This window comes from Nonomuraea fuscirosea, from assembly GCF_003001935.1.
Classification (GTDB): Bacteria; Actinomycetota; Actinomycetes; order Streptosporangiales; family Streptosporangiaceae; genus Nonomuraea; species Nonomuraea fuscirosea.
Map to the genome: position 1 here is coordinate 1 of NZ_PVNG01000010.1, position 26,903 is coordinate 26,903.

The following is a 26,903-nucleotide window of genomic DNA, read 5'->3' on the forward strand; positions in this document are numbered from 1 at the left end:
CGCCGTCCTCCGCCTTCGCCGTCCTCCGCCTTCGCCGTCCTCCGCCTTCGCCGTCCTCCGCCTTCGCCGTCCTCCGCCTTCGCCGCCCTTCGCCGCCCATCGCCTCCCGCCATCGACCGCCTCCGCCTGTCGCCAGCTCCTCGCAACCCGTCTCCGCTCCGTCGCGACGCGCCTTCGGACCCCACCACCCGTCCGTGTCTCCGCCATCCGGGCCCGTCGCCACACGTCGCCAGCTTCCTCGCGACCCGTCTCCTCATCCGTCGCCACGCCCCTTCTGGTTCCCACCACCCGTGGACCGTCTCTGCCGTCCGGTCCGTCGCCACGTATCGCCGGACCCTCGCAATCAGTCACCGCGTCCGTCGCTACACGCCTCCAGACCCCGCAACCTTCCGCGGTCTTCGCGTCCGTCGCCACGCGCCTCCCGCCACGCGCCTCCCGCCACGCGCCTCCCGCCACGCGTCTCTGCGCCCGTCGCTACGCGCGCCTCCGGTCCCCGCAACCTTCCGTCGTCTAGTGTCCGTCGTTTCCGGCGTCCGGCGTCCGGCGTCCGGCGTCCGGCGTCCGGCGTCCGGCGTCCGGCGTCCGGCGTCCGGCGTCCGGCGTCCGGCGTCCGCCGTCTTCCCGCTTACTGGTTGGGAGCAACGCCGTCTTCGCCGCGCTTCTGGTGGCCTTCCGATGCCCGCTGTCCCGGCACCATGTACCGGCAGCACCATCACCGAGTGCGTGTGGTTATAGGAGGAGGCGCTTCCGGCTTCCCGCTGCCGCCACCCATCTTCCGACGTCGAAACCTGCCGCTCTCACCGCTGCTCGACGTCCGCCGGTCCACCCCCAATTCCCCCGTTGAAGGCAAGGTCGGCTGCGCCGCGCTTCTGAGTGGCGACCTCCCTACCTCCTCCGCCTTCGCCGCCTCCGTCTGTCCGCCAGCTCCTCGCGACCCGTCTCCGCTGCCACGCCTCTTCGGCCCTACCCCCGTCCACCGTCTTCGCTGTCCGGGTCCGTCGCCACGTATCGCCGGAGCCGGCAACCTGTCTCCGCGTCCGCCGTCTCCCGCTTATCCGTTGAGGGCAACGCTGTTTTCGCCGCGCTTCTGGTGGCTTTCCGCCGTCCGCTGTCGCGGTACCCGCGTACGGGACGTCCATCGCCGAGCGCGTGTGGTTGAGCAGGCGAGCTTCCCGGCTTCTCTGCCGCCACCCATCTCCGGCTCCCGAACTTTCCTGCTTCTCGGCCGCCGCTTCTCGGGCTTCGCCTTGCGGCGATCGCGGCTGTGGGGGTGGGTTGCTTCCTGTCCTTCGATCGCAGCGCCTTTCGGGTGGGCTTGCTGAGTTGATCCGAGCTGTCTGGGGTGACTGAGGGGTGGTGCGGTCAGCTCGACTCAACGAGGTTCCGCCTTGCATTCTCGCGTCCGGGATGAGCAGCAGGGGGCTCAGGTGAGTCTTCTCGCCTGGGTGGAAAGGGCTTTCTCGTCGCTGGTTTCACGTGAAACACGTGCGGCGGAGGAGCCATCGAGTCGACCATGCGGGCGTGTTTCACGTGAAACGCAAGAGCGTGGGGGAGCGGGGCAAGCGGGGGCGAGCGTGAGGATCAGCGTCAGCGCGTGCCGTCCAACGCATACGCCGCCCAGCGTTCAGGTCGTTCGACGGACGTGCCGCCTCGCGGGCGCGCCGTTCGACCCATGTGGCGCCCGACGCCGGTGCCGCGCCCCGCGTGCGCGCCGTCCACGTACGTCGCGCGTGCGCGCCGTCCACGTACGCCCGGCGTGCTTGTCGCCCGACGCCTGCGGCCCGGTGCGAGTGCGGTCCGGCTTGCGTGCGGCTCGGGGTGCGTGCCGTTCCACGGGTGCGTGCTGTCCGGCGCACGCGCTCTCCGCCGTGTGTACCCCGTCCCGATGTACACGCGCCGCCGGATGTGCGTCCGCCCGGTGTGCGTGCCGCCCCGGCGTGCGCGACGTTCGATGTGCGTGTCGCCGGGTGGGCGGGCCGGCCAACGTCGCGTGCCGCCGGGTACAGACGCCGCAAGGTGTGCGGGCCGTTCGGCGTGCGTGCGGTCCGACGCAGGTGCCGTTGGACGTGCGTGTCGCCGGGTGGGCGGGCCGGCTAACGTGCGCTTGTCGCCGGGTGCACGCGCCGCATGTGGGCTGCTCGGTATGCGCGGCGTTCGGTGTGCGACCGGCGTGCTTGCCGTTGGACGTGTGTGACGCCGGGTGGGCGGGCCGGCCGACGTGCTGGTTGCCTGGTGCGGGTAGTCCGCCGTGCACGCGCCGCCGGGGGTGTGGGACGCCCGGCGTGCGTGGGGTTCGGCGTACGTGCCGCCTGGGGTGCGGATTGTTCGGCCTGCGCGCTGTCGCGCGTCGTGCAGGCCGTCGAAGGGTGACATTGACCGAGGCGTTTCGATGCCCGTCCGCTGCCGACCGACTGCGTCCGCCGGTCGGGTGCGGCGGATAAAGGCGTGGGGTGAACGCGTGGATCGCCCTCGCGTAGATCGTCCTCGCGTGGATCGCCCTCGCGTAGATCGCCCTCGCGTAGATCGTCCCCGCGTGGATCGCCCTCGCGTAGATCGTCCCCGCGTGGGGAGTTGTCGGTGATGTTGCTGTGGAGGTCGTGCCGTTGCGGTGCCGGTCGGTGTTCTTGGTGGCGGTAGTTGGATGTGTCTGTGTGGTGATCGACTTTTGCGGTGATCCAGTTCGCGAGGCTTCGGGTTTCCCGTCTCCCGGGGCCCGGTGTTGCTAGGCGGAGGCGGCCTTGTGAAGGTCGTCGAGGAAGTCGTCCACTTGTTCCGGGGTGGTGTCGAAGGCGGTCATCCAGCGGACTGTGCCGGCGGTCTCGTCCCAGTAGTGGAACAGGTAGCGCTGGCGGAGGGTCTCGGCGACGGCGATCGGAAGCGTGGCGAAGACGGCGTTGCCCTCGACGGGGTAGGCCAGTGAGACGCCGGGGACGTCGGTCAGTCCGTCCGCGAGGCGGGCGGCCATGCGGTTGGCGTGGGCCGCGTTCTGGCGCCAGAGTTCGTCCGTGAGGAGCGCCGACAGTTGGGCTGAGATGAAGCGCATCTTCGAGGCGAGTTGGAGCGACTGGCGGCGAAGGAACGGGACGCCGTCCGCCAGCGACGGGTCGAGGACCACGACGGCCTCCGCAGCCAGGGCGCCGTTCTTCGTGCCGCCGAAGCTGAACACGTCCACTCCGGCGTCCGTGGTGATGGCCTTCAGATCGCAGTCGAGGTACGCGGCCGCGTTGGCGAGTCTGGCGCCGTCCACGTGAAGCCGGAGCCCCTTTGCGTGGGCCGTCTCGGCGAGGGCGGCGATCTCGGCGGGGGAGTAGCAGGTGCCGAGTTCCGTGACCTGAGAGATGGAGACGACGGCCGGCTGAGATTCGTGGGGGTTGCCGACCCCGCCGAGGCGTGACTCGATGTCGGCCGGGCGCAGCTTGCCGTCCGCTGTCGGGATCGTCATGAGCTTCACCCCGAGCAGCCGCTCCGACGCCCCCGCTTCGTGGGTGGCGATGTGGGCGCTGTCGGCGCAGAGGATGGCGTCGTACCGGCCGAGCATGAGGGCGAGGCCGACCATGTTGGCGCCCGCCCCGTTGATGACGGCGAACCCCTGCGCCTGCGGGCCGAACGTCTCCTTCGCCTTGGCCTCGAACGTCGACGTCCAGCTGTCGTCGCCGTACGCGGGGGCGTCTCCTTGGTTCGCCGCGGTGATGGCTTCGAGGATGGTGGGGTGGACGCCGGCGTGGTTGTCGCTGGCGAAACTCTTGGGGTACATCGAATCGATCAGCACAGGGCAAGGCTACTTCTGGGACGGAGGTTGCCAGTGCCCACCCCTACGAGCCAAGCCTCGTGCTGTCCGGTCGGAGCCAACTCTCGTCTGGACGTCTGGTCTCGGCTCGGCACTGCTCAATTGGTCTCGGCTCATCTCGCCTCACCTCGGTTCGGACCGGATAGGTACCCGTGCTGCCGTCTCGGGTGTCCCTCGCTCGGCCGTCTCGGGTGGCGGCTCGGTTCGGCTTGGGCGGGTCAGTGAGGTTGCCGGTTCGAGTTCGGTGCCGCCACTGGTCGGCTGTCCTCGCTCAGGCGTCATTCCCGCTCGATCGTGCCGGCGGACTTCGGCGCACGACCAGAGGTGGAGGCGTCCGAGGGTGGCGCTGGAGGCGTCGCACCGTCGGGTGAATGGTGAATGGGGGGAGACGACGTGGGTGTTGGAGGCGGTGCAGACGTCGGAGTGGGTGGCTGTCAGAGTCCGTTGTTCAGACCCGGACGTCATCGCTCGGGCATCTGGGATTGGTCGTCTCGGCCTGGGGTTGGCTCTGCTCGGCGGTCGCCTGCCCGGATGAACGCACTCCGTATAGCTAGGGCGGCAGAGTGGGAAGCGATGGCACGGTCACAGCCGGCCGGGACGATCGCAGCGGATCGTCCTGCTGCGTGCCCAGGGTGCGCGGACGGTCAGCACCGAGTTTGCGCCGCTGCCATTCAGGTACGCCGAGGGCATCGTTCTCCGCCGCGCCGGGAAAGCGTGCGCGTGCGTACGGCACGCCGTCGAAGAGTCCGAGCCGGTCCCGCCGACCACCCGCGTACCGCGCGTTCTCCGACGCAGCCTGTGCGGTGGGTTGCTCGCGGGCGGTCGGGTCAGGTGCGGGAGGCGGCGTTCTGGAGGAGGGTGCGGCAGAGGTCACCGAGGTCCTGGCCGGCGGCCTCCGCCGACATCGGCAGCAGCGACGTCTCCGTCATGCCGGGCGCCACGTTGACCTCCAGGAAGTGCGGCACCCCGTCGGCGTCCACGATCAAGTCGGTACGGGAGATGTCCCGCAGGCCCAGGGCGGTGTGTGCGGTGACCGCCGTCTCGGCGCAGGCGGTGGCCGCCTGGACGGACAGGCGGGCCGGGGCGAAGAACTCGGTGTGGCCGGCGGTGTAGCGGGCCGCGTAGTCGTAGACGCCTTCGTCCGGGACGATCTCGACGGCGGGCAGGGCCACGGGGCCGTTGCCGAAGTCGACGACGGAGACCGCCACCTCCACGCCCTCCACGTACCGCTCGATCAGCGCCGTGTCGCCGTAGGCGAAGCAGCCGACCATCGCCGCGGGCAGCTCTTCGGCGGTGCGGACGATGGAGGCGCCCAGCGCGGATCCGCCACGGGCCGGCTTGACGAAGAGAGGCAGCCCGAGCCGCTCCACGATGCGCCCGAGCACCACCGTGGCGCCGAGGTCGTGGAACGTCTCCTTCGGCAGCGTGACGGACTCGGGCGTACGTACGCCGAAGGAGCGGACGACGGCCTTGGCGGTCGGCTTGTCGAAGGCCACCCGGCAGGCGTCGGGATCGGCACCGACATAGGGGACGTTGAGCAGCTCCAGCACGGAACGGATGGCGCCGTCCTCTCCGGCGCCTCCGTGCAGGGTCACGAACACCGCGTCCGGCGGGTCGGCCAGGATCGAGGGGACGAGTGAGGCGTCGGTGTCGCGGGCCTCGACGTCGACGCCCGCCGCGCGCAGCACCTCGCTGACCCGGCGACCCGAGCGCAGAGACACCTCCCGCTCATAGGAGAGGCCTCCGGCCAGCACGAGCACGTGGCCCAGATCGCTCATCACATCTCCTCTGCTGATGCCGCTGATGGCACGCTGTCCAACCGTACCGGCGTGGGCGGTGAAGGGTGTACGGGGAGGTGTCTTCTGGTGCCCTCTCCCTCAGAAGTCCGCTGGAGCGCCGGCCCGTGCCCCGGAAGGACGTCCGCTCCTCCAGGAGCGGCCACACCGGGAGGCCAGGAGACGGAAAGGGGGCCGGCGTCGCCCGCCGGCCCCCTAGAAGTCCTCGCGGCGGTCAGGCCAGGTCGGGCCCGGGCGTGTCGACGCCTTGGTGGTCGCGGGTGGACGACGTGCCGAACGTGTCTCTCAGCTGCATCTCCTGGTCGATCACCCCGGCCAGCCGCCGCACCCCCTCACGGATCCGGTCGGGCTCGGGGTAGCAGTAGGACAGCCGCATGTGCCGCGCCCCGCTGCCGTCGGAGAAGAACCCGGTCCCGGGTACGAACGCCACCCGCTCGGCCACGGCCCTGGGCAGGATCGCCTTCGAGTCGAGCCCTTCGGGCAGCGTGGCCCAGACGAAGAAGCCGCCCCCAGGCCTGGTCCAGGTGACCTCGGGCGGCATCAGCGCTTCGAGCGCGTCGAGCAGCGCGTCGCGGCGCTCGCGGTAGAGCTCCCTGAACGTCTTGATCTGCTCCTGCCACGGCTGCGTGGCCAGGTATTCGCCCACCGCGAGCTGCGTGAACGAGGAGTGGGACAGCACGGCCGACTCCATGGCGAGCACGAGCTTCTCGCGGATGGCGTGCGGGGCCAGCGCCCAGCCGACGCGGAAGCCGGGGGCGAGCGTCTTGGAGAACGAGCCGAGATAGACCACGCCGTCGGGATTGTCGGCCCGCAGCGCCGGCAGGGGATCGCCGTCGAAGCCGAGCAGCCCGTACGGGTTGTCCTCGATGATGAGGATCCCGGCCCGCTGGCAGATGTCGAGGACCTGCTGCCGGCGGGCGATGTTGAGCGTGACGCCGCCGGGGTTGTGGAAGGTCGGGATCGTGTAGAGGAACTTGATCGGCGCCCCGGCCGTCTCCAGCGCGTAGATGGTCTGCGCCAGCGATTCAGGCACGATGCCCTGATCGTCCATGGCGATATGGACCACTTTCGCCTGGTAGGCGGCGAACGTCCCCAGGGCTCCCACGTACGAGGGTCCCTCGGCCAGGATCACGTCACCCGGGTCGATGAAGATCCGGGTGATCAGGTCGAGGGCCTGTTGCGAACCGACGGTGACGACCACGTCGTTCGCCCCGGCGTTGATCCCCTCCAGCCGCATGACCTCGCAGATCTGCTCACGCAGATGCGGGTCGCCCTGGCCGGAGCCGTACTGCAGCGCGACGGGGCCGCGCCGGGTGACGAGCTCGGAGACGAGCTCGCCGACCATGTCGAGGGGGAGCGCCGTGACGTACGGCATGCCGCCGGCGAGCGAGACCACCTCGGGCCTGGACGCGACGGCGAAGAGAGCTCGGATCTCGGAGGCGACCATCCCGGTAGCTCGCGCGGCATACCGATCGACGTAGGCGTCGATGCGCGACCCTTGGGTCGCGGGTGTCTGACCGTGATCCCGCTCTTCCGTCACGGCCCACCTCCTAGGTTCATATCGGACGGAAATACCAGATTACGCCAGACGGACATGTCGCCCGTCGCCGGGCTCGCCGGTGGTGGTGTCCGCTGGCGGCATCTTCACTGAGCTACGATGCCACCTGTAGACGCGGTTTTCGCGCGCTTTTCCGGGTCAAGGATAGGGGCCGTAGTTGTCGCGCCGGCTGGTCAACATAACCCTGGACAATGTGGAAGATCTACCGCGGCGCTGCCGAAGGTGCGTCTTCTGGGAGCTCGATCCCATGAGCGGGGAGCGGGCGGTCGATTCAGGCGATCCTGCGCTGGAGAAGGAGGCCTGGATCTCCGGCACCCTGCTCGAATGGGGCAGTTGCGGGAAGATCGCCTATGTCGACGGGGTGCCGGCGGGGTTCGTGCTCTACAGCCCGCCGCTCTACACGCCGCGTTCCGTGGCCTTTCCCACCTCGCCGGTCAGCGCCGACGCCGTGCTGCTGATGACCGCGCACATCATTCCCGAGTTCTCCGGTGGCGGGCTGGGCCGGATGCTGATTCAAGGGGTGGCCAAGGACCTGACGCGGCGCGGGGTGAAAGCCATTGAAGCTTTCGGGGACCTCAAGTGGGAAGAACCTAGTTGTGTAGTTCCTGCCGAATATCTGCTTTCTGTGGGGTTTAAGACGGTTCGTCCGCATTTGCGATTTCCGCGGCTCCGACTGGAACTGAAGAGCGCCGTTTCGTGGCGTGAGGACGTCGAGGTGGCGCTGGAACGGCTGCTCGGCTCCATGAGCCCGGAACGGGCGCTACGTCCCGTCTGAGAGCGACTCAGAGCCGCACAGACGAACGCAAGCGGCGCCGACGAGAGCCGGCCGACGCAGACCTGTACCAAGCCGGGCCAAGGGAGCCTGGACACGCGAAAGCCCCTCGTGAGCCAGAACGAGGGGCTTTCGGCGGGCCGAGCACGCCCCGAGACCGGGCGAGCCCCCGCAGGGGGCGTGCTAGATGATGCCCTCGAGCTCGCGAAGCAGCATGGCCTTCGGCTTGGCGCCGATGATCTGCTTCACGACCTCGCCATTCTTGTAGACGTTCATCGTGGGGATCTGGAGCACACCGTACTTGCGCGGAACCTCAGGATTCTCGTCGATGTTCAGCTTGACGATCTCCAGCTTGTCGCCGTGCTCCTTCTCGATCTCCTGAAGGATGGGCGCGACCTGACGGCACGGGCCGCACCACTCGGCCCAGAAGTCGACCAGGACGGGCTTGTCGCTCTTGAGGACCTCGGACTGGAATGTGGCGTCGGTGACAGCCTTCACGGTGACGCTCCTTTACTTCTCGTGGTTCGCGAGCCAGCGCTCGGAGTCGAGCGAGGCCGCACAGCCGGTGCCGGCCGCGGTGATGGCCTGGCGGTAGGTGTGGTCCACCACGTCACCTGCGGCGAAGACGCCGTCGATGTTGGTCGCGGTGGTCGGCGAGGCGACCTTGATGTAGCCGTCCTCGTCGAGGTCGATCTGGCCCTTGACCAGCTCGGTGCGCGGATCGTGGCCGATGGCCAGGAACATCGCGTCTGTGGCCAGCTCGCACTCCTCGCCGGTCTTGACGTTGCGCAGCTTCACGGCCTCGACCTTGGTATCGCCGAGCACGTCGACGACCTCGGAGTCCCAGACGAAGCGGATCTTGTCGTTGGCCAGGGCCCGATCCTGCATGATCTTGCTGGCCCGCAGCGAGTCACGGCGGTGCACCACCGTCACCATGCGCCCGAACCTGGTCAGGAACGTGGCCTCCTCCATCGCGGTGTCGCCGCCGCCCACGACCACGATGTCCTTGTTGCGGAAGAAGAACCCGTCACAGGTCGCGCACCAGGACACGCCGTGCCCGGACAGCCGCTTCTCGTTCTCCAGGCCGAGTTCGCGATAGCCGGAGCCCATGGCCAGGATGACCGACTTGGCGTAGTAGGTCTCGGTGTGGGTCTTGACGACCTTGGGGTTGGCCTCCAGGTCGACCTCGACGACGTCGTCCGCGACCAGCTCGGCGCCGAACCGCTCGGCCTGCTTGCGCAGGTTGTCCATCAGGTCGGGGCCCATGATGCCGTCGGGGAACCCGGGGAAGTTCTCCACGTCGGTGGTGTTCATCAGCGCACCACCGGCGGTGACGGAACCCTCGAAGATCAACGGCTTGAGTTCGGCGCGCGCGGAGTAGACGGCCGCGGTATAGCCTGCTGGGCCGGATCCGATAATGATCACGTTACGAACGTCGCTCAACGCTCCCACGCCTTCCTCGTCTGCTGTTGCCACCGGCGTCAACAGATCCTAGGCCGCCGAGATTCCCGCCCCTACCGGGCAACGCCATGACACGGCCGAGACAAAACGAAAGAGCCCGCCGAAGCGGGCTCTGACGTGCAGCTTTGCCTACCAGCGGCCCAGGGAGGGCTTGCGCAGGTTCTTGCAGCTGAACGGATCGACGACGTCGATGCGGACCTTCTTGGCGGCCCGCTGCTTCCACGAGGCCACGATGAGCGCCTCCTGGCCGTTGTACTGGCCCTGGTCCACCGCGAACACGTCGAGCTTGGCCCGCCGCGACACGGTGGTGACGCACTTGGCGACCTCGTCAGCGCTGGACGGGCTGCCGATGATGGGAGCCGGACCCAGGAAGCTCTGCAGGGACATCCGCAGTTCGGGGTCGCTGTAGTTGTGGTTGCTGTCGGTCAGCGCGTAGGACTTGGCTCTCACCGCGTCTCTCGTCGGCTGCTGGGGCGTCGACGGCTGCGACTGGGTCTGCGGGGGCAGGGCGACCGGTGCCGCGCCGCCTCCGCCGCCTCCTCCCGCGGCCAGCAGGTTGGTGGAGGCCACGGCCGTGCCGACCACGACGGCCGCCGCCGCCGCCGCCGCGACCGCGGGCATCGCCCATCGGCGCCGCCGGATCGTCCGGCTCCTGGCCGGGACGATGTCGCCGTCGTCGGAGACCACGCCGAGCCGGACCGGCTGGGGGACCTCATCGACGCCCGTCACGCCTGGAGGCGCGGGCTGTGGCGTCTCGGCCTGCCGCTCCCACGGGGAGTCCCGCATGAGCTCGTCCCAGTCCGGTGCTTCCGCCAGGCCGACACCTCCGCCGCGCCTGGAGTCCGCCTCGGCGGCCAGGGCTTTGTCGATGCGCAGTGCGACACCCATCGGCATGGCCGGAGTGGGGGTCGCCGCCAGCACCTCGCGAACCGCCGCCAGGTCGGCCAGTAGCTCCCCACAGGGGTCGCAGACCGCGAGATGCCCGCGGACCTGGCGCGCCGTGCCGACGTCCAAGAGGTCCTCGGCCAGTTCGGCGAGGATCTCAAGATCGTAGTGCGTATCACCCGTCACGAAGTTCTGCTCCCTTCGCGGATGAGACGCGATTGAGTTCCGATCGGTTCCGCAGATGCGAAAGAATTGGGGCAAGTTTCGCGCGTCCTCGGGCACACCTGCTCTTCACCGTGCCGCTCGGCACCTGGAGCACCTGAGCTGCGTCTTCGACCGAATAGCCCATCATGTCCACCAGCACCAACGCTGCGCGCTGGTCGTTGGGCAGCAGTTTGAGCGCGGCCGAAACCTCCATCGAGACCTCGCGCTCGACGGTCTGGTCGGGCAGCGGGGTCTCGCGCTCCGCGGCCTCGATGAGCTCGTCGTCGGCGACCGGTCTGACGGACTTGCGGCGCATCCGGTCGAGGCAGGCGTTGACCACGATCCGGTGCAGCCAGGTGGTGACGGCCGCCTCGCCACGGAACGTGGCGGCCTTGCGATATGCGGAGACGAAGGCGTCCTGCACGGCGTCGGCGGCCTCGTCGGGGTCACCGAGCGTACGCAGGGCGACCGCCCACATGCGGTCGCGGTGTCTTTTGACGATTTCGCTGAAGGCGTGTGGATCCCCATGGATGTGCGCGGTCAGCAGCTCGGCGTCTGTGACCGCCGGCCGCTCCGCTGCTGAGGGTGTCTCGGGTGGGGAGTTCACAAGAGAGTTTCCTGATTATGCCGATCCGGGAGAGTGCACCACTACCTCATAGATGGTGCCATGAAAAGTGCCTGCATCCGTCGGAACACGCGTAAACCAGATCAAAACGTACTGACCGCTTGCTGCCTGGTCAGGGGTAAGGGTGGTTTTACCTGCGGCGTTCTTCTTGGTCGCCACGGTCTTCAACGAGTCGAGATCGGCTGAGTCGCCCACCTTGAGCTCGACGTTCGCGCCCGGCGCATCCGACAGCGTAGCGACCACGTCGCTGATCTGCACGGACTTGCCCATGTCGAGCAGCAGGCCCACGCCGTCCTTGAGGCGGCCCAGGTCGGCGCTGGTGTAGGTCTCGGTCTTCCACAAGGTGCTGGGCTTGCCGTCGATGGCCAGCTTCGCCAGGTCGGGCTTCTCGTCGCCGTCGCCCAGCGGGTCGAAGCCGCGCGCCTTGTCCGGCTTGACGGTCTCGGCGGCGGCCGAGGGGGACGCGGAGGCCGTGGGCTCGGCGCTGGCCGTCCCCGGCGTGGTCGGGCTGCCCAGGCTGCGGCCGATCGTCCAGGCGCCGACACCGACCGCGGCGATGACCAGCAGCACCACCAGCGTCATCAGCACCCGGTTGAGCGTGCTGCCGCCGCCGTTGGAGGGCCGGCGCGGTGGCGCGGGAGGCAGCGGCGGGGGAGTGGAGGCCTTGTGCCGGTGGGCGATGTCGAGGCCCTCGGTGTGGGAGGCCGAGGCCACGGCGGGCGTCGAGGGGTAGGAGATGGGGATCGGCATCGGCCTGGCCACGTCGGCCAGCGCCTCGGCCACCTCGGACGGGGTGGTCAGCGGGCTCTGGCCCCGGCGTGACTCGGGCAGGCAGGCGCGCACGGTGACGGCGTCGAGGTAGCCGGGCACGCCGGCGGTGACCTGGCGGGGCGTGCAGAAGTGGCCGTCGATCATGGGGGCCGCGGGCAGGCCGCCCTCTTCCTCGTCGCCCGGCCAGTGGCCGGTCAGCCCGGCGTACAGCAGCCGGCCCAGCCCCTCGGCGTCGTCGAGCGCCGGCTGGTCGGTGGTCAGGCCGTACATGGCCGCGTCGACGGCCACGCCGAGCACCTTGACCGTGTTGCCGGTCGTCCACACCAGATGGGAGGGCTGCAGGCACAGATGGAAGAGCTGCGCCTCGTGGGCGTGCGCGAGCGCCTCGGCGGCCTCGGCGACCAGCCCGGCCGCACGGTCGGGCTCCAGCGGCCCCGAGGCCAGCAGGTCGGTCAGGGTCTCACCGGTGACCCACTCGCTGACGACGTAGGAGGCCTTCTCGTCCTCGGCGGCGTCGAACACCTGGGTCAGGCGGGGGTCGGTCAGCCTGCTCGCCGCGCGCGCGGCGGTGACGACCTCGTGGACACGGGGGAAAGAGGAGTCGAAAGTGTGCACGGCCACGGGCCGGGCGAGGATCTCGTCGATGGCCTTCCACAACGTGGCGCCTTCGGACTCGCTGACGCGGTCCTCGAGCCTGAATCGCTCGGCTAGACGAGTGCCGGGTTCGACGGCCGACGTGCTGCTCACTGGCTCACTCCGCTGGGCCGATCGGGCGTGCTCATTATTGGACGCGCCTGCGTGGTGGTGTCCCACGAAGGCACGTTATGTCGGATGGATCCGCCCACGCCCCTCCTGCTTCCATTCGCGCGTGTCGGGCTCCATGGTAGTGCCGAGAAGATTCCGCCCGCGTTCTTTACCGACCTACCCGCCTCGCGACCATCCCAACGATCGAGTTGACCTCGGGAATGCGCATTCTGTGGGCAACGCCGAGATACAGCAGTATCCCGAGCCCGCCGCCGATCGCCAGCACGATCACCGAGTTGAGGAAGTCGAGCCCGCCGAAGACCGTGGTGAACAGCCAGACCGAGGCCAGCGCCAGCACGGCCGTGGGGATGGCGGCCAGATACATCCTGGTCATCGCCATGCCGACGGCCCAGCCGCCCAGGCCCCGCACCCGGCGTGAGGCCAGCATCCAGGCCAGGACCGCGCCCAGCCCGTACGCGATCGCGTACGCCAGAGCCAGCCCCATCACCGCGTACTGGGCCGGCAGCAGCACGAAGAACAGCACCATGAGCAGCGCGTTGACCACCGTCGTGCCCGCCCCGATGAACACCGGCGTGCGTGTGTCACCGAAGCTGTAGAAGACGCGCAGCAGCAGCTGGAACACCGCGAACGGCACCAGCGCCAGCCCGTAGACCTGCAGCACGTTGCCGATGTAGACGGCGTCGGCGACGCTGTTGGCGCCGTGGCCGTAGATGGGCACGGTGATCGCCGGGCCGAGCACCATGAGCAGCAGCGACACCGGCACCATCAGCGAGCAGACGAGCCGCACGCTGGAGCCGAACTCCTCCCGCACGTCGGCGAAGCGCCCGTCGGCCACCGCCCGGCTCATCCGCGGCAGCATGGCCGTGATCACCGAGACGCCGATGACGCCGTACGGGAGCTGGAAAAGCTGGAACGCCAGCGTGTACGGGCTGATGCCGTGACCGGCGACCACGTTGCCCGCCGAGCTGGCCAGGTTGGTCGTCAGCATGAAGCCGAGCTGGGTGACCACCACGTAGCCGATCGTCCACACGCCCGCCCTGCCCATCTCGCCGAGCCGGGCGTTTCGCAGGTCGAAGCGGGGCACGAAGGAGAACCCGGCCCGCCGCAGCGCCACGATGAGCACCACGGCCTGCCCCACGATGCCCGCCGTGGTGCCGAGGCCGAGGAGCGCGAGGTCGGTGTCGGTGACCTTGTCGATGTCGCCGCCGGTGCCGACCACGGCGTAGAGCACGAACACCACGATGACGACGAGGTTGTTGACCACCGGGGCCCACATGGGGGCGCCGTAGCGGTCACGCGTGTTGAGGATGGCCCCGGCCACCGCGCCGACGCCGAAGAAGGCGAGCTGCGGCAGGATGAAGCGGGCCAGCGTGACCGCGACCTCGAAGCGCCTGCTGCCCGGGTCCCAGTCGGTGTAGAGGTCGATCAGCAGTGGCGCGGCCAGCACGGCCGCCACCGCGACCACGATCAGCGCGACCGTGGAGATCGTCAGCAGCCGCTGCTCGTAGGCCCGCCCGCCGTCCTCGTCGCTCTGCTGGGCCCGGACGATCATCGGCACCACGACGCTGCTCAGCACGCCGAGCAGCAGCAGGTCGAGGATGCTGTACGGGATCGCGTACGCCGCGTTGTAGGCGTCGCCCAGGGCCGCCGTGCCGATGGCGTAGGCGAGCACCATCGTCCGCACGAACCCCGTGACCCTGGACACCATGGTGCCCGCCGCCATGATGGCGCTGGCCCGAAGCATGCGGCTCATACGGATTCACTCTCCCGGGTCTTGGCCCGCGCGAGTCTACGCTGGGACCGGCGGCGCAGCAGCCGGGTCACCACGGCCGCGAGCATCACGGTCAGCGCCGCACCCACGATCACCAGGGCGATCCCGGTGTAGCCGGTGGTGCGGATGGTCAGGCGCTGCGGTTTGCTGTACGCCTGGCCGTCGGCGGTCCGCAGCTGCACGGTCACGGTGGCGTCGCCGCTGGTGTCGGGGGCGGCGCTCATCGGGACCTGGATCGTGCCGATCTGGCCCCCGCCGATCGGCAGCGACCAGACCGGCCGGTCGGCGTTGATCAGCAGCAGCTCGGGGTTGTTGGACTTGACCTCGACGAGCAGCTCGACGGGAGTGGACAGCGAGTTCTTCACGCTGATGGGCACGACGCCGTTGCTGCCGGCCAGCGTACGCGGCCGGTCGGGACCGGAGCCGGTGATCTGGATCTTGTTCGTCTGGGCGTCCACCACCGCGCTGACCAGCTTGGTGGCCGCCCGGCCGGCGCGGGTGCTGTTGCGCCAGGCCGACGAGGTGAGCCGCAGCACCGCCGCGTCGAAGCGCGACTGCGTCTTCTCGGCCGTGATCAGCGAGGTGAGCTGGGCCTTCGACCAGGCGTCCGCGACCGGGGCCAGGTATTTCCTGCTCAGCTCCTCCTTGCGGTCCTGCTCGGTGTAGGTCAGGCCGGCCCGCGGCACGGACGCCTTACCCGGCTTGAGCGACTCCAGGGGGGCCAGCTGCAGCCACGGCAGCCGGCCGGCCGTCTTGATCAGCGCGGTGACCAGCGCGGGGTTGGGGGACCAGCGCCGCGAGGGGGCGACGACCAGCGACCGCGGCAGGACCTGCCCCGGCTCGCCGGCGACCATCGCGGTCTCGGCGATGAAGCGCTGCGTGCTGAGCAGCACCGACGTGCCGGAGGCCGGCTCGAACAGCTTGCTCAGCTCGGCGTCGGCGACCAGCGCCGTGACGGGGCCGTTGACCGAGTCGAGCGTCGCGGCAGCGTCGGGGGTGGTGGTGACGGGCGGCTGCGGCGGCAGGTTGGTGGAGTTGAGCAGCACGGTGTTGACGCCGCTGATCGCGAGCAGGTCGAGCGCGTCGGGGTCGAGCACGCCCGCCGCCGGCCAGTTGACGTTGGTCTTCGCGTTGCGGCTGAGCAGCGCCTTGGCGCTCTGCCCACCCAGCTCGATGGCCCGCTTGGTCTGCGAGTCGAGCCCCTGGTGCGCCAGCGCGGCCACGTCGGGGTCGGCGTAGGGGATCGCGGCCACGGGCGAGGAGGCCAGCGCGGTGCGCATGCCCGTCAGCCACTGCCCGGCCTGGGTGCTGGCCGGCTGGGACTGCTCGCCGTCCTTCGTCCTGACCTTGTAGCCCTTGGTCATCGCGTTGAGGTCGTTGAGCAGCGCCGGGTCGATCACCCAGGTGACGCTGGTGGGTGCGGACTGCGCGATCTGCAGCAGGTCGGCCAGGCGGCCCTTGCCGGCGATCGACTGGCTGAGCTTGTCGTCGATGAACAGGTTGTCGTCGGTGGCGCGGTGGGGCTGGTCGATGACGGGCAGCGCGATGGCGAGCTTGTTGCGCGGGGGACGCTGCGGCGTGACCGGCGCGTACGTGAGCATGGTGCGCTCCGCCGTGATCGGCACGCGGTACTGGGCGACATCGACGGCGATCCGGTAGACGCCGAACTCCCGCAGGCCGAGCTGCACGGGCGTGGCGGTGATCTCCCAGCGCTGCGAGGCGCCCGCGGCGAGCGGCGGGATGTCCATGAACGAGTTACGCGTGGACACGTTGAACGGCAGCGTCTGGTTGTTCTGGTCGCTCAGATAGGCGGCCATGGCGGCGCGGTCGGTGACCTTCTGGGCGTCGTAGCGCAGCCGTACCTGGAGGCCGGACATGGGGGCGCCGGTGCCGTTGCGGACCGTACCGGTGATCTTGATCACATCGGTCACGTTCTTCGGCACGTCCGGCGTGATCGACGTGATCGACACGGAGAGTTCCTGCCGCGCCGCGGCCGATGCGGAGGAGACGCTCGTCTTCGTGGCAGCCGCGCCCGGCGCCACCGCCACCAGGGGGGCGAGCAGCGCGGCTGACAACGCGGCGAGCAGCGTGGCCTTACGGATCACGCGAATGCCCGGCCTGGACTACGACGACGCACGCCCGCAATGGTACGGGCTCAGTGCCGTCGTGCGACCGCCACACGTGATCCTCGCGGGCGTGGGCCACGTAGGTCGACCATCTTGCCTGGCAGGACGGTCAGCAGGTCGAGCGCACGAAGAGAGAGGGCGGTGTGCCGCTCGCCGGTGGCGGTGAAGAGGGGTTCGTCGTCGAGGACGAGCCGGTCGTCGATGAACATGGGCAGCGACTCCGGCAGCAGCAGCGGGCAGACGAGCCCGTCGGCGTAGTCGGTGGCCGCGTTGACCACGCGGGCGGGTGCGGGACGGACCTGGCGGGCGCCGAGCAGCGCGCCGACGACTCCGGGCCGCGCGGGTGCGGAGACGGGCGAGGTGACCCCGATGACGACCTCGCTGCCGACCCTGGTCGTCACTTCGAGCACCGTGACCGTGAGGCACCGCCCGGGCGCCGCGGAGACCGCCTCCGGCAGCTCTTCCGCGCATGTCATGGGACGCGGAAGGCGTACGATCTCATGATGGACCTGGTGTGCGAGGAGCCAGCGGTGGATCGCGAGGGCGTCCTTCATATAGTCCTCCTTGCCTCATTCCATGGCCCCCGACGGTCCTTGGACCGACGGTAACCCGGACCTGGTGTGGCTCGGGGGATATGTTCCGGAAGCGCACAAGAAGGCCGACTCAGTTTGTCCGACACAACTCTGACCGAAAGCCAGCAGCAGGCCATGAACGACCTGTTCCGCAAGATCGCCCCGGTGGCCGACGAGCTCGGCCGCCTGTTCGCCGCGCAAGGCCACGAGCTGGCCCTCGTCGGTGGTCCCGTGCGTGACCTCCTGCTCGGCCGCGTCGGCAACGATCTCGACCTGACCACCGACGCCCACCCCGAGCGGGTGCTGGAGATCGTCAGGGACTGGGCCGACTCCGTGTGGACGATCGGCATCGACTTCGGCACGGTGGGCCTGCGCAAGGGCAGCTGGCTGATCGAGATCACGACGTACCGGAGCGAGTCCTACGACCCGAAGTCGCGCAAGCCCGAGGTCATGTACGGCGAGACGCTCGAAGCCGACCTGGAGCGGCGCGACTTCGCCGTCAACGCGATGGCGGTACGCCTGCCGGGCCACGAGTTCGTCGACCCCTACGGCGGCCTCGACGATCTGCGCGCCAAGCTGATGCGCACTCCGGGCCCGCCCGAGCGGTCCTTCGCCGACGACCCGCTGCGCATGCTGCGCGCCGCCAGGTTCGCCTCGCAGCTCGGGTTCGCCGTCGACGAGGCGGCGACCACGGCGATGACCGCGATGGCCGAGCGGATCGAGATCGTCTCGGCCGAGCGCATCCGCGACGAGCTCGACAAGCTGATCTGCGGCGCCGGCCCGCGCGAGGGCCTGCGGCTGCTGGTGGAGACCGGCCTGGCCGCACACGTGCTGCCCGAGCTGCCCAAGCTGCGCCTGGAGATCGACGAGCACCACCGGCACAAGGACGTCTACGAGCACACGCTGACCGTGCTCGACCAGGCCATCGCCCAGGAGGAGGACGGCAAGCCCGACCGCATCCTGCGCTGGGCCGCCCTCATGCACGACATCGGCAAGCCCAAGACCCGCCGCCACGAGGCCGGCGGGCGGGTGTCGTTCCACCACCACGAGGTGGTCGGCGCGCAGATGACCAAGAAGCGCATGACCGAGCTGAAGTTCCCCAAGGACGTGGTGGCCGACGTCTCCCAGCTGGTCGAGCTGCACCTGCGCTTCCACGGCTACGGCACCGGCGAGTGGACCGACAGCGCGGTGCGCCGCTACGTGCGCGACGCCGGGCCCCTGCTCAGCCGGCTGCACAAGCTGACCAGGGCCGACTGCACCACCCGCAACAAGCGCAAGGCCGCGGCGCTGTCGCGGACCTACGACCAGCTCGAGGAGCGCATCGCCAGGCTGGCCGAGGAGGAGGAGCTGGCCAAGATCCGGCCCGAGCTCGACGGCAACGAGATCCAGAGCGTGCTCGGCATCGGGCCCGGCCCGGTGGTGGGGCGGGCCTACAAGTTCCTGCTCGACCTCAGGCTGGACAAGGGCATGATCGGCAAGGAGGCCGCCACCGAGGCGCTGCGGGAGTGGGCCAGGTCAAACGACCTTGGCGCGTGAGGGCGCGGTGATCATCCGGTAGGCGAGCCCGGCCACGGGATAGCCGAGCGAGATGATCACCACGGCCAGGTAGGACTTGCCGTTCGGCGGCAGGATGGCCGCCGACAGGGCCGCGGCGAGCACGTACATGCCGTTGAAGAGCATGTCGTAGATGGAGAAGGCGCGGCCCCGGTAGAGGTCCTCGACGTCGCGCTGCACGGTCGTGTCGGCGCAGATCTTGACGCTCTGCCCGGCCACGCCTAGCACGAACCCGGCCAGCGGCAGCCCCCACTCCTGGAACGGCAGCACCAGCGCCGCCGTCAGCACCCCGGCCACGCTCAGCGCGATCGTCACCCACCGTTCGATGCCGAACCGCTCGGTCGCGTACGGGGTGATGATCACGGCCAGGAAGTAGCCGAAGCCGGAGACGGCCACCACGAGGCTGATCCCGCGCAGCGCGGCCTCGGAGTCGCCGTCGGTGAAGTAGTAGCGGTAGAGGATGATGCCGAGCGCGGTGCACATGCCGTACAGGAAGCGATGGGCGGCCATCGCGCCCATCGTGGCGGCGGCGGTGCGCCGGTGGACCAGGTGCCTGGCGCCGTCGGCCAGGCCGGTGACCACGTTGCGCATGGCCTGGCGGGCCTGCGGCCGGTCCAGGTCGGGGTCGGGGCCGAGCAGCTGCCGGTCCATCAGCCGGGCGACCAGCGCGCTCATCCCGAACACCACGCCCGAGATGACGAGGAGCAGCGCCACGCCGGCGTCGTCGCCGCCGACGAGCTCGCGCAGCAGGAACCCGACGCCCGCGCCCACGAAGGTGACCACGGTGCCGGACGTCGGCGTGACCGCGTTGGCCGCCATCAGCCGGTCGGAGGGCACCACGTGCGGCAGCGAGGCGCCGAGGGCGGCCAGGAAGAACCGGTTGACGCCCAGCACCGCCAGCGCCGCCCCGTAGAAGGCCGCGTCGGGCGCGTCGGCGGCCACCAGCCCGGCGGTCACCAGCAACAGCACGCCGCGCACGAACGGGGCCACCATCAGGATCTGCCGCCGCGACCAGCGGTCGATGAAGACGCCGACGAACGGCCCGAGCACGCTGTAGGGCAGCAGCAGCACGGCCAGGCCCGCGGCGACCTCCAGCGCGGTCGTCTGGTTCTCCGGGCTGAAGAAGGCGAAACCGGTCACCGCGAACTGGAAGATCCCGTCGGAGAACTGGGAGATCAGCCGGGTGCCGAAAAGCCTTCTGAAGTCTCTGCCCCGCAGGACCACACGCAGATCGGCGACGAAAGACACGCCGACAGCCTAGCCCCGCACCGTCGTCTAGGATGCGGCGGAGGTTGGCGCTGCAGGTGCGCACCGGGTTCCTAAGCGTGCGGGTGATCTCGTACGCTTCATAGCGTGACGACAGAGGAACACGTTGTGCTGGTCGACCGCGCCGGCCGCGCGCTCGGCACCGCACCGAAGACGTCGGTGCACGGTCGTGAGACCCCCCTTCACCTGGCGTTCTCCAGCTACGTCTTCGACGGGGAAGGCCGCGTGCTGCTCACCAAGCGGGCGGATCACAAGATCACCTGGCCGGGGGTGTGGACCAACAGCTGCTGCGGCCACCCGATGCCGGGCGAGGCCCTCGACCACGCCGTCGTGCGCCGGCTCTCCTACGAGCTGGGCCTCGTGGCCGAGCGCGCCGACCTGCTGCTGCCCGACTTCTCCTACCGGGCGGTCATGGCCAACGGCATCGTGGAGCACGAGCTGTGCCCGGTCTACCGCGTGCTCGTCGACGCGCCCGTCGCACCCAACCCGGACGAGGTGGGGGAGACGTGGTGGATGCCGTGGAAGGAGTTCGCCGACGCGGCGCGCAACGGGCTGCTGGCGATCTCGCCGTGGTGCAGGGAGCAGGTGCCGCTGCTGATCGAGCTCGGCTCCGATCCGCTGACCTGGGCGCCGGCCTCCCTCGACGAGCTCCCGCCGGCGGCTCGCCCGTAGCGGCCGCACCCCCGTGGACCGGGGGTGCGGCACCTCAGACGGAAGCGGCGCTCAGCGCTCGACCTCGCCCCTGATGAACTTCTCGACGTAGTCGCGGGCCTCGTCGTCGGAGTACTGCTTCGGCGGCGACTTCATGAAGTACGAGGAGGCCGACAGGATCGGCCCGCCGATGCCGCGGTCGAGCGCGATCTTGGCCGCGCGCACCGCGTCGATGATGATCCCCGCCGAGTTGGGCGAGTCCCACACCTCCAGCTTGTACTCCAGGTTGAGCGGCGTGTCGCCGAACGAGCGCCCCTCCAGGCGGACGTAGGCCCACTTGCGGTCGTCGAGCCACGGCACGTGGTCCGACGGGCCGATGTGCACATCGGCCTTGCCCATCTCGTGCGGGATCTGCGAGGTGACCGACTGCGTCTTGGAGATCTTCTTCGACTGGAGCCGCTTGCGCTCCAGCATGTTCATGAAGTCCATGTTGCCGCCGAAGTTCAGCTGGTACGTACGCAGCAGCTCGACCCCGCGGTCCTCGAACAGCTTGGCCAGCACGCGGTGCGTGATCGTGGCGCCGACCTGCGACTTGATGTCGTCGCCCACGATCGGCACCCCGGCCTCGGTGAACTTCTCCGCCCACACCGGGTCGGAGGCGATGAAGACCGGCAGCGCGTTGACGAACGCCACCTTCGCGTCCAGCGCGCACTGCGCGTAGAAGCGGTCGGCCTCCTCCGAGCCCACCGGCAGATAGGACACCAGCACGTCGACCCGGTTGTCACGGAGCACCTGGACCACGTCGACGGGCGTCTCGTCGGACTCGTCGATGATCTCCTGGTAGAACTCGCCCAGGCCGTCGAAGGTGTGGCCCCGCTGGACGGTCACCCCCGTGGGCGGCACATCCGTGATCTTGATCGTGTTGTTCTCGCTGGCGACGATCGCCTCGGACAGGTCGCGGCCGACCTTCTTGGCGTCCACGTCGAAGGCGGCGACGAACTCGACGTCGCCGACGTGGTAGTCGCCGAACTTCACGTGCATGAGGCCCGGCACCCGTGTGTCCGGGTCCGCGTCCTTGTAGTAGTGAACGCCCTGGACCAGTGACGACGCGCAGTTGCCGACACCGACAATGGCCACGCGAACCGAACCCATCGCACTCGCTCCCTTACTCATCAGTTGACGTATCTCTTTCGGGCCTCTCCTCTGACGAGGCCCGACGCTCAGTTGCGATCAGCTCGTTCAGCCAGCGCACCTCGCGTTCGACGGACTCGAGCCCGTGGCGTTGCAGCTCAAGCGTGTAACTGTCGAGACGCTCCCGGGTACGCGCCAGCGCGGTGCGCACCGCGTCGAGCCGCTCCTCCAGCCGGCTCCTGCGGCCTTCGAGGATGCGCAGGCGCACCTCCGCCTCGGTGTGGCGGAAGAAGGCGAAGTGCACCCCGAAGCTCTCGTCCTCCCAGGCGGAAGGACCGGCCTGCGTCAGCAGGTCCTGCAGTCGTTCCTTGCCCTCGGCGGTCAGCTTGTAGACGATCTTCGATCTGCCGCCGACGATCGCGGCGGGAGCGGGCTGCTCCTCCGCGATGAGGCCCTGGGCCAGGAGCGAGCGCAGGCACGGGTACAGCGACCCGTAGGAGAACGCACGGAACATCCCCAGCAGGGCGTTGAGCCGTTTGCGCAGCTCGTAGCCGTGGAGCGGAGTCTCGTGCAGCGACCCGAGCACGGCCAGTTCCAGGACTCTGCCCTGTCCGCCGGCCATGGGAACCGTCCCCTCTCGCGTCGATGTATCGAGCCGATACATCACGAGGATACGTCGGGCCGCTATATGACGGCAATCTCTGAATCTGCCAAGGCGTTGGGATCAACCCGAAAAACGCCGTAGTCTGGCGCCCATGTGGTCACAGAGAAGGGTGGTGGATTACGGCCTCGCGAAACGGGCGGTGGTCCGCTCCCTGCGTTCGGGGCGCGCCTCGCGCGGCGACGTCTGTGACGCACAGCCCTACCTCCTTCGCGCGGCGCGCCACTTCGGCGAACCGACCGAACGCCCCTGCCCGGTCTGCGAAAAGGAGAACGTCACCAACGTGACCTATGTCTACGGCGATTGCCTCGGAAGGCATGCCGGTCAGGCAAAGGTCGCATCAGAACTCGCCGCGATGGCCCATCATTACGATGAGTTCCGGGTGTACGTTGTCGAGGTCTGCCAAGGTTGTTCCTGGAATCACCTGACGGTTTCGTACGTCCTCGGGAACGGACCGCCTGACCTCGTCGGCCAAGCGTGAAGACAGAGGGCGGCGAGAAACCTCACGCCCAACCGCCGTTTCTGTTCCGACGACGTTGCGAGGACGTGTGAGTAACAGCATGAATGAGGGGACCGGCCGCCCGGGGAGACGCCGACGCTCCAGCTCACCCCGTTCTTTGCCCCAGAGTGGCACGCCGCAAACCGGCGAGCAGGGCTGGGACGCCAGGCAGCCGCCGCGTCGTGCTGAGGCCGCGTACGAGCAGACCGGCGCCATGGCCGCGCAACCGTACGACGAGGGCCCGCCTCGACGCTCCGAGCAGCGGCAGGCGCGAGCCGAGCAGCACCAGGGCCCCGGCGACCCCTACCAGCGCGGTGGCGAGCAGCCGCCGCGCTCGCGCGCGCGCCAGGACGCGCGGGCGATGGGCAACCAGGAGACGATCGTCAGCGACGGGCCGCGGCGCTCGCGCCGGCGCGGCTCGGGCGGGCCACCCGAACCTCCTGGACCCCCGGCACCCCCGAGAGACAAGGACGGCGGCGGCAGAGGCGGCTGGCGCAGGTTCGTCCCGAGCTGGAAGATCGTGGTGGCCGGCGCCGTGGTGCTCGCGGCCGGCCTGTTCGGCATGATCATGGTCGCGTACGCCAACACCCCGGTGCCCAACGCCGCGCAGGCCGAGGCGCTGGCCCAGCAGAGCACGATCTACTACAGAGACGGCAAGCACGTCATCGCCAAGCTGGGCTACAAGCGCGAGATCGTGCCGATCGAGAAGATGGCCGACAGCGTCAAGGACGGCGCGGTGGCCATCGAGAACGACACGTTCTACGAGGACTCGGGCATCTCCATCTCGGGCATCTTCCGCTCGGCCTGGATGACCGCGACCGGGCAGCAGCTCCAGGGCGCCTCCACCATCACCCAGCAGATGGCCCGCGGCTACTACGACGGCCTCAGCCAGGAGGTCTCGATCAAGCGGAAGATCATGGAGATCTTCGTCGCGGTCAAGCTCGACGACACCATGAGCAAGGACGAGATCCTCGCCACCTACCTCAACACGGTCAACTTCGGCCGGGCCTACGGGGTGGAGGCCGCCGCCAAGGCGTACTTCGGCAATCGCGTCACCGCCGCCAAGCTGACCCCCGAGCAGGGCGCCTACCTGGCCGCGCGCATCCAGCAGCCCGCATGGGAGCCCGACGCCCCCGAGCTCAAGGCGCGCTTCAACACGGTCATCCAGTACATGGCCGAGCAGTGGCCGGAGAAGTACGGCAACCTGCCGAAGACCGCCAAGTTCCCCAAGACGCGCAAGAACGCCGGCGACGACGGCCTGGGCGGCCTCAACGGTTACATGGTCGAGCAGGTGCTGAAGGAGCTGAAGGGGCGCGGCCTGACCCCTGACATGGTCAAGAGCGGTGGCTACGACATCATCTCGACCTTCGACAGGAAGCTCATGAGGGCCGCGCAGACCGCGGTGAAGAGCACGCGCAAGGCGTTCAACATGTCCACCGAGTTCCACGGCGGCCTGGCCGCGGTGGATCCGAAGAACGGGCGCGTGCTCGCCTTCTACGGCGGCGACGACTACCTCACCGACCCGTGGAACGAGCCCTTCCAGTCCACCAAGCAGGCGGCCTCCGCGTTCAAGCCCTATGTGCTGGCGGCCTGGCTGCAGGCCGGCTACTCGCTCAAGAGCTACGTGCCGGGCAACCAGACCGTGCCCAAGGAGCTGCCCGGCCAGCAGAAGGGCGGCATCACCAACAGCCACAACGTCGGCGCGGCCGTGGACGTGGTCAAGGCCACCGCCCAGTCGGTCAACACGGCGTTCGTGTCGATGGCGTACGCGCTGCCGAACAAGCTCGACGACGTCAAGAACCTCGTCGAGGCGGCCGGGTTCAACACCCAGCGCATGGAGGACGACGTCAAGGTCCACCACTACCAGTTCGCCATCGGCAGCGCGCTGGTGACTCCCGTGGAGCAGGCGGCCGGCTACGCGATCTTCGCCAACGGCGGCAAGTACACCCGCTACCACGTGGTGCGCCAGGTCAAGCTCAACGGCAAGGTCGCCTACCCCGAGCAGGCCCCCACCAAGACGGTCATCGACCCCGGCGTGGCGGCCGACTCCACGATCGCCATGCAGGAGGTGCTCAAGTCGGGCACCGCGGCGGGCAAGGGTCTGGGCGCCAGGCCGGCCGCCGGCAAGACCGGGACGAACAACGACGAGAAGGAAGCCTGGTTCGTCGGCTACACGCCGCAGATCTCCACGGCGGTCGGGTTCTACCGTGAGGAGTGCAGGACCAAGTCGGGCAAGGTCGTTCCGCCCGAGCACTCCAACTGCCCGGTCTTCCGCAAGGGCAGCAAGAAGTACGGGTGGAACAACCCGTACACGCGGCCCTACGAGGTCTCGCTCCGGTTCGAGGGCGCCGGCCCGCCCACGATCGCCTGGCAGAAGTTCATGCAGCTCGCCCACGAGGGCCTGCCCATCGAGCAGTTCCCCGACCGGGCCGAGGTGGGCGTGGCCGAGAACATCGTGCCGAGCCCGACGCCGACCCCGACGCCGACGCCGGACGGCGACAACCCGTTCGACACCGACAACCCGTTCGACCAGGGCGACGAGGACTGCTTCGTCAACTGCGGCGACAACGCGGGCACCGACGACGACGCCTCCATCGACGACGGCCTCGACGAGGACACCGGCGGCCCGGCCTCGGGCGACCTCGACTTCTCGGGCGGCGGCGCCGCTCCCGACGCGAGACCCACCGGGACCGGACCGATGTACCTCAGGCCAGAGGACCAGTGACGAGCACAGAGGCACGCGCCACCTGGGTGACGCGTGCCGTGCCGTACCTGCCCCTGGGCCTGATCGCGGCCCTCGGTGCGAGCCTGGCGTACGTGGTGCGCCTGCCCTGCCGCACCGGGGGCTGGAACGACCAGGTCACCACGTACACGAACTTCTGCTACACCGACATCTACCCGCTCTACTTCGATCGGGAGCTGGCCACCCAGAACCCCTACTTCGCCGCGGTGCCGTTCGACAAGCAGGTCGAGTACCCGGTGGTGCTGGGCGAGGTCATGCAGGTGATCAGCTGGATCTCGCGGGCGCTGGAGCCGGACCGGGTCGCGCAGGCGGTGCGCTTCTACGACCTGACCGTGGTCCTGCTCGGCGTCAGCCTCGTGATCGGCGTGCTGCTGATGGCCGCGGTGGCCGGGCCGACGCGGCGGTGGGACGCGCTCTGGTACGCGATCTCGCCCGCCGTGGTGCTGGCCGCCTACATCAACTGGGACCTGGTCGCGGGCGCGCTGTCCATGGGCATGCTGCTGGCCTGGAAGCAGCAGCGGCAGGTGCTGGCCGGAGTGCTGCTGGGGCTGGCCATCGCGACCAAGTTCTATCCGCTGATGTTCGTCGGCGCGCTGTTCCTGCTGACGTTGCGCACCGCGCGATGGCGGCCGTTCCTGGTGACGTCGGCCGCGGCCGCGGGCGCGTGGCTGGCGGTGAACCTGCCGTTCATGATCTTCGCGTGGGACGGCTGGCGCAGGTTCTACGTCTTCTCCGAGGAACGCGGCGTCGACTGGGGCTCGGCCTGGCTGTTCTTCCAGAACAAGGGCTGGCCGGTGCTGGGCAGCGGCGACGTGAGCGTGCTGGGGATGGCCTCGCTGGTGATCCTGTGCGCCGGCATCGCGGTGCTCACGCTGGCGGCGCCGCGCCGGCCGCGGCTGGCGCAGATCTGCTTCCTGGCGCTGGCCGCGTTCATGATGACGAACAAGGTGTGGTCGCCACAGTTCGTGCTGTGGCTGGTGCCGCTCGCGGTGCTGGCCAGGCCCAACTGGAAGCCGCTGGTGTTGTGGCAGCTGGCCGAGATCTGGTATTTCGTCGCCATCTGGCTCTACCTGGTCGGCCAGTCGCCGCTCGACCGCGACGATCTGGGCATCGGCGACGACACGTACTTCACCGCCGTCTGGGGCCGGATCATCACCATCGGGATCATGATGGCGTTCGTGGTGCGGGACATCCTGCGCCCCGAGAAGGACGCGGTGCGCCAGGCGGGCCTCGACGACCAGACGGGCGGCGTGTTCGACGGCGCCCCGGACCGCTTCACGCTGGCGGCCCTCGTCCGATGAGCAC

Annotated in this window: 20 protein-coding genes; 6 read left to right on the forward strand and 14 right to left on the reverse strand. The window is 69.3% G+C overall.

The genetic code is table 11. From position 1 onward, the window contains the following. Nucleotides 1-2,722 precede the first annotated feature (2,722 nt). From B0I32_RS22905 to B0I32_RS22915, 3 genes are all read right to left on the reverse strand, one after another. Nucleotides 2,723-3,769, reverse strand: coding sequence for a threonine aldolase family protein (locus B0I32_RS22905; protein WP_106242825.1), 1,047 nt, complete (start codon nucleotides 3,767-3,769; stop codon nucleotides 2,723-2,725). An 845-nt stretch (nucleotides 3,770-4,614) separates the two neighbouring features. Continuing rightward, nucleotides 4,615-5,565 carry a D-alanine--D-alanine ligase family protein gene (locus B0I32_RS22910; protein ID WP_106242828.1) on the reverse strand — a complete coding sequence of 317 codons (951 nt, stop codon included), beginning with the start codon at nucleotides 5,563-5,565 and terminating at the stop codon, nucleotides 4,615-4,617. A gap of 232 nt (nucleotides 5,566-5,797) precedes the next feature. Continuing rightward, nucleotides 5,798-7,030: an aminotransferase-like domain-containing protein gene (locus B0I32_RS22915; RefSeq protein ID WP_245956003.1), complete on the reverse strand. Its 1,233-nt coding sequence runs from the start codon at nucleotides 7,028-7,030 to the stop codon at nucleotides 5,798-5,800. 358 nt (nucleotides 7,031-7,388) lie between these two features. On the opposite strand from B0I32_RS22915, the gene B0I32_RS22920 reads away from it, so the two are divergent. Then, entirely contained in the window at nucleotides 7,389-7,916 is a 528-nt protein-coding gene (locus B0I32_RS22920) for a GNAT family N-acetyltransferase (RefSeq protein WP_245955976.1), read from the forward strand. Nucleotides 7,917-8,096: 180 nt separating this feature from the next. Here the strand turns inward: B0I32_RS22920 and trxA are convergent, their stop codons facing one another. The 8 genes from trxA to B0I32_RS22960 form a co-directional block, all read right to left on the reverse strand. Next, nucleotides 8,097-8,411: a thioredoxin gene (trxA, locus tag B0I32_RS22925; protein WP_106242835.1), complete on the reverse strand. Its 315-nt coding sequence runs from the start codon at nucleotides 8,409-8,411 to the stop codon at nucleotides 8,097-8,099. A 12-nt stretch (nucleotides 8,412-8,423) separates the two neighbouring features. After that, nucleotides 8,424-9,356 (reverse strand): thioredoxin-disulfide reductase, encoded by a 933-nt coding sequence (trxB, locus tag B0I32_RS22930; RefSeq protein WP_106242837.1) that lies wholly within the window; start codon nucleotides 9,354-9,356, stop codon nucleotides 8,424-8,426. Nucleotides 9,357-9,503: 147 nt separating this feature from the next. Beyond that, nucleotides 9,504-10,445 (reverse strand): anti-sigma factor, encoded by a 942-nt coding sequence (locus B0I32_RS22935; protein ID WP_106242840.1) that lies wholly within the window; start codon nucleotides 10,443-10,445, stop codon nucleotides 9,504-9,506. After that, complete coding sequence (gene sigM, locus B0I32_RS22940) at nucleotides 10,435-11,070, reverse strand: RNA polymerase sigma factor SigM (protein WP_106242843.1); 636 nt, start codon at nucleotides 11,068-11,070, stop codon at nucleotides 10,435-10,437. The genes B0I32_RS22935 and sigM overlap by 11 nt, the downstream gene beginning before the upstream one ends. A 15-nt stretch (nucleotides 11,071-11,085) precedes the next feature. Then, nucleotides 11,086-12,606, reverse strand: a complete 1,521-nt coding sequence (locus B0I32_RS22945; RefSeq protein ID WP_106242846.1) for a protein kinase family protein — start codon at nucleotides 12,604-12,606, stop codon at nucleotides 11,086-11,088. Nucleotides 12,607-12,772: 166 nt separating this feature from the next. Continuing rightward, nucleotides 12,773-14,377 (reverse strand): murein biosynthesis integral membrane protein MurJ, encoded by a 1,605-nt coding sequence (gene murJ, locus B0I32_RS22950; RefSeq protein ID WP_245955977.1) that lies wholly within the window; start codon nucleotides 14,375-14,377, stop codon nucleotides 12,773-12,775. Further along, nucleotides 14,374-16,500, reverse strand: a complete 2,127-nt coding sequence (locus tag B0I32_RS22955; protein WP_106242850.1) for a DUF6049 family protein — start codon at nucleotides 16,498-16,500, stop codon at nucleotides 14,374-14,376. The genes murJ and B0I32_RS22955 overlap by 4 nt, the downstream gene beginning before the upstream one ends. Before the next feature lie 50 nt (nucleotides 16,501-16,550). Then, nucleotides 16,551-17,075: an aminoacyl-tRNA deacylase gene (locus tag B0I32_RS22960; protein WP_106242852.1), complete on the reverse strand. Its 525-nt coding sequence runs from the start codon at nucleotides 17,073-17,075 to the stop codon at nucleotides 16,551-16,553. Nucleotides 17,076-17,228: 153 nt separating this feature from the next. Here B0I32_RS22960 and B0I32_RS22965 point away from each other — a divergent pair, with 153 nt between their 5' ends. Next, nucleotides 17,229-18,629 carry a CCA tRNA nucleotidyltransferase gene (locus B0I32_RS22965; protein ID WP_106242854.1) on the forward strand — a complete coding sequence of 467 codons (1,401 nt, stop codon included), beginning with the start codon at nucleotides 17,229-17,231 and terminating at the stop codon, nucleotides 18,627-18,629. On the opposite strand, the gene B0I32_RS22970 is transcribed toward B0I32_RS22965, so the two are convergent. Then, a complete protein-coding gene (locus B0I32_RS22970; RefSeq protein WP_106242856.1) occupies nucleotides 18,609-19,895 on the reverse strand; it encodes an MFS transporter in 1,287 nt (428 codons plus the stop codon). The two genes, B0I32_RS22965 and B0I32_RS22970, sit on opposite strands and share 21 nt — an antisense overlap. A gap of 105 nt (nucleotides 19,896-20,000) precedes the next feature. On the opposite strand from B0I32_RS22970, the gene idi reads away from it, so the two are divergent. Next, on the forward strand, nucleotides 20,001-20,585 hold the full coding sequence (gene idi / locus B0I32_RS22975) for an isopentenyl-diphosphate Delta-isomerase (protein ID WP_106242859.1): 585 nt from the start codon (nucleotides 20,001-20,003) through the stop codon (nucleotides 20,583-20,585). Nucleotides 20,586-20,636: 51 nt separating this feature from the next. Here idi and B0I32_RS22980 read toward each other — a convergent pair whose 3' ends face one another. Further along, entirely contained in the window at nucleotides 20,637-21,716 is a 1,080-nt protein-coding gene (locus B0I32_RS22980) for an inositol-3-phosphate synthase (protein ID WP_106242861.1), read from the reverse strand. Nucleotides 21,717-21,729: 13 nt separating this feature from the next. Then, nucleotides 21,730-22,317 (reverse strand): PadR family transcriptional regulator, encoded by a 588-nt coding sequence (locus B0I32_RS22985; protein WP_106242863.1) that lies wholly within the window; start codon nucleotides 22,315-22,317, stop codon nucleotides 21,730-21,732. 133 nt (nucleotides 22,318-22,450) lie between these two features. Between B0I32_RS22985 and B0I32_RS22990 the strand changes: the two genes are divergently transcribed. The 3 genes from B0I32_RS22990 to B0I32_RS23000 all read left to right on the forward strand — a co-directional run bounded on the left by B0I32_RS22990 (nucleotide 22,451) and on the right by B0I32_RS23000 (nucleotide 26,899). Next, nucleotides 22,451-22,837, forward strand: a complete 387-nt coding sequence (locus B0I32_RS22990) for a DUF5318 family protein (RefSeq protein WP_106242866.1) — start codon at nucleotides 22,451-22,453, stop codon at nucleotides 22,835-22,837. A gap of 136 nt (nucleotides 22,838-22,973) precedes the next feature. Continuing rightward, a complete protein-coding gene (locus tag B0I32_RS22995) occupies nucleotides 22,974-25,580 on the forward strand; it encodes a transglycosylase domain-containing protein (RefSeq protein WP_181307678.1) in 2,607 nt (868 codons plus the stop codon). After that, nucleotides 25,577-26,899, forward strand: a complete 1,323-nt coding sequence (locus tag B0I32_RS23000; RefSeq protein WP_106242870.1) for a glycosyltransferase family 87 protein — start codon at nucleotides 25,577-25,579, stop codon at nucleotides 26,897-26,899. Before B0I32_RS22995 ends, B0I32_RS23000 begins: the two co-directional genes overlap by 4 nt. The last annotated feature ends 4 nt before the right edge of the window (nucleotides 26,900-26,903 follow it).

What these genes read in the sequence shown, in the direction of transcription:
- B0I32_RS22910 (WP_106242828.1), bottom strand. Translation starts at nt 5,565, where the DNA reads ATGAGCGATCTGGGCCACGTGCTCGTGCTGGCCGGAGGCCTCTCCTAT.
- B0I32_RS22915 (WP_245956003.1), bottom strand. Translation starts at nt 7,030, where the DNA reads ATGGTCGCCTCCGAGATCCGAGCTCTCTTCGCCGTCGCGTCCAGGCCC.
- B0I32_RS22920 (WP_245955976.1), top strand. Translation starts at nt 7,389, where the DNA reads ATGAGCGGGGAGCGGGCGGTCGATTCAGGCGATCCTGCGCTGGAGAAG.
- murJ (WP_245955977.1), bottom strand. Translation starts at nt 14,377, where the DNA reads ATGAGCCGCATGCTTCGGGCCAGCGCCATCATGGCGGCGGGCACCATG.
- B0I32_RS22960 (WP_106242852.1), bottom strand. Translation starts at nt 17,075, where the DNA reads ATGAAGGACGCCCTCGCGATCCACCGCTGGCTCCTCGCACACCAGGTC.
- B0I32_RS22965 (WP_106242854.1), top strand. Translation starts at nt 17,229, where the DNA reads ATGAACGACCTGTTCCGCAAGATCGCCCCGGTGGCCGACGAGCTCGGC.
- B0I32_RS22980 (WP_106242861.1), bottom strand. Translation starts at nt 21,716, where the DNA reads ATGGGTTCGGTTCGCGTGGCCATTGTCGGTGTCGGCAACTGCGCGTCG.
- B0I32_RS22985 (WP_106242863.1), bottom strand. Translation starts at nt 22,317, where the DNA reads ATGGCCGGCGGACAGGGCAGAGTCCTGGAACTGGCCGTGCTCGGGTCG.
- B0I32_RS22990 (WP_106242866.1), top strand. Translation starts at nt 22,451, where the DNA reads ATGTGGTCACAGAGAAGGGTGGTGGATTACGGCCTCGCGAAACGGGCG.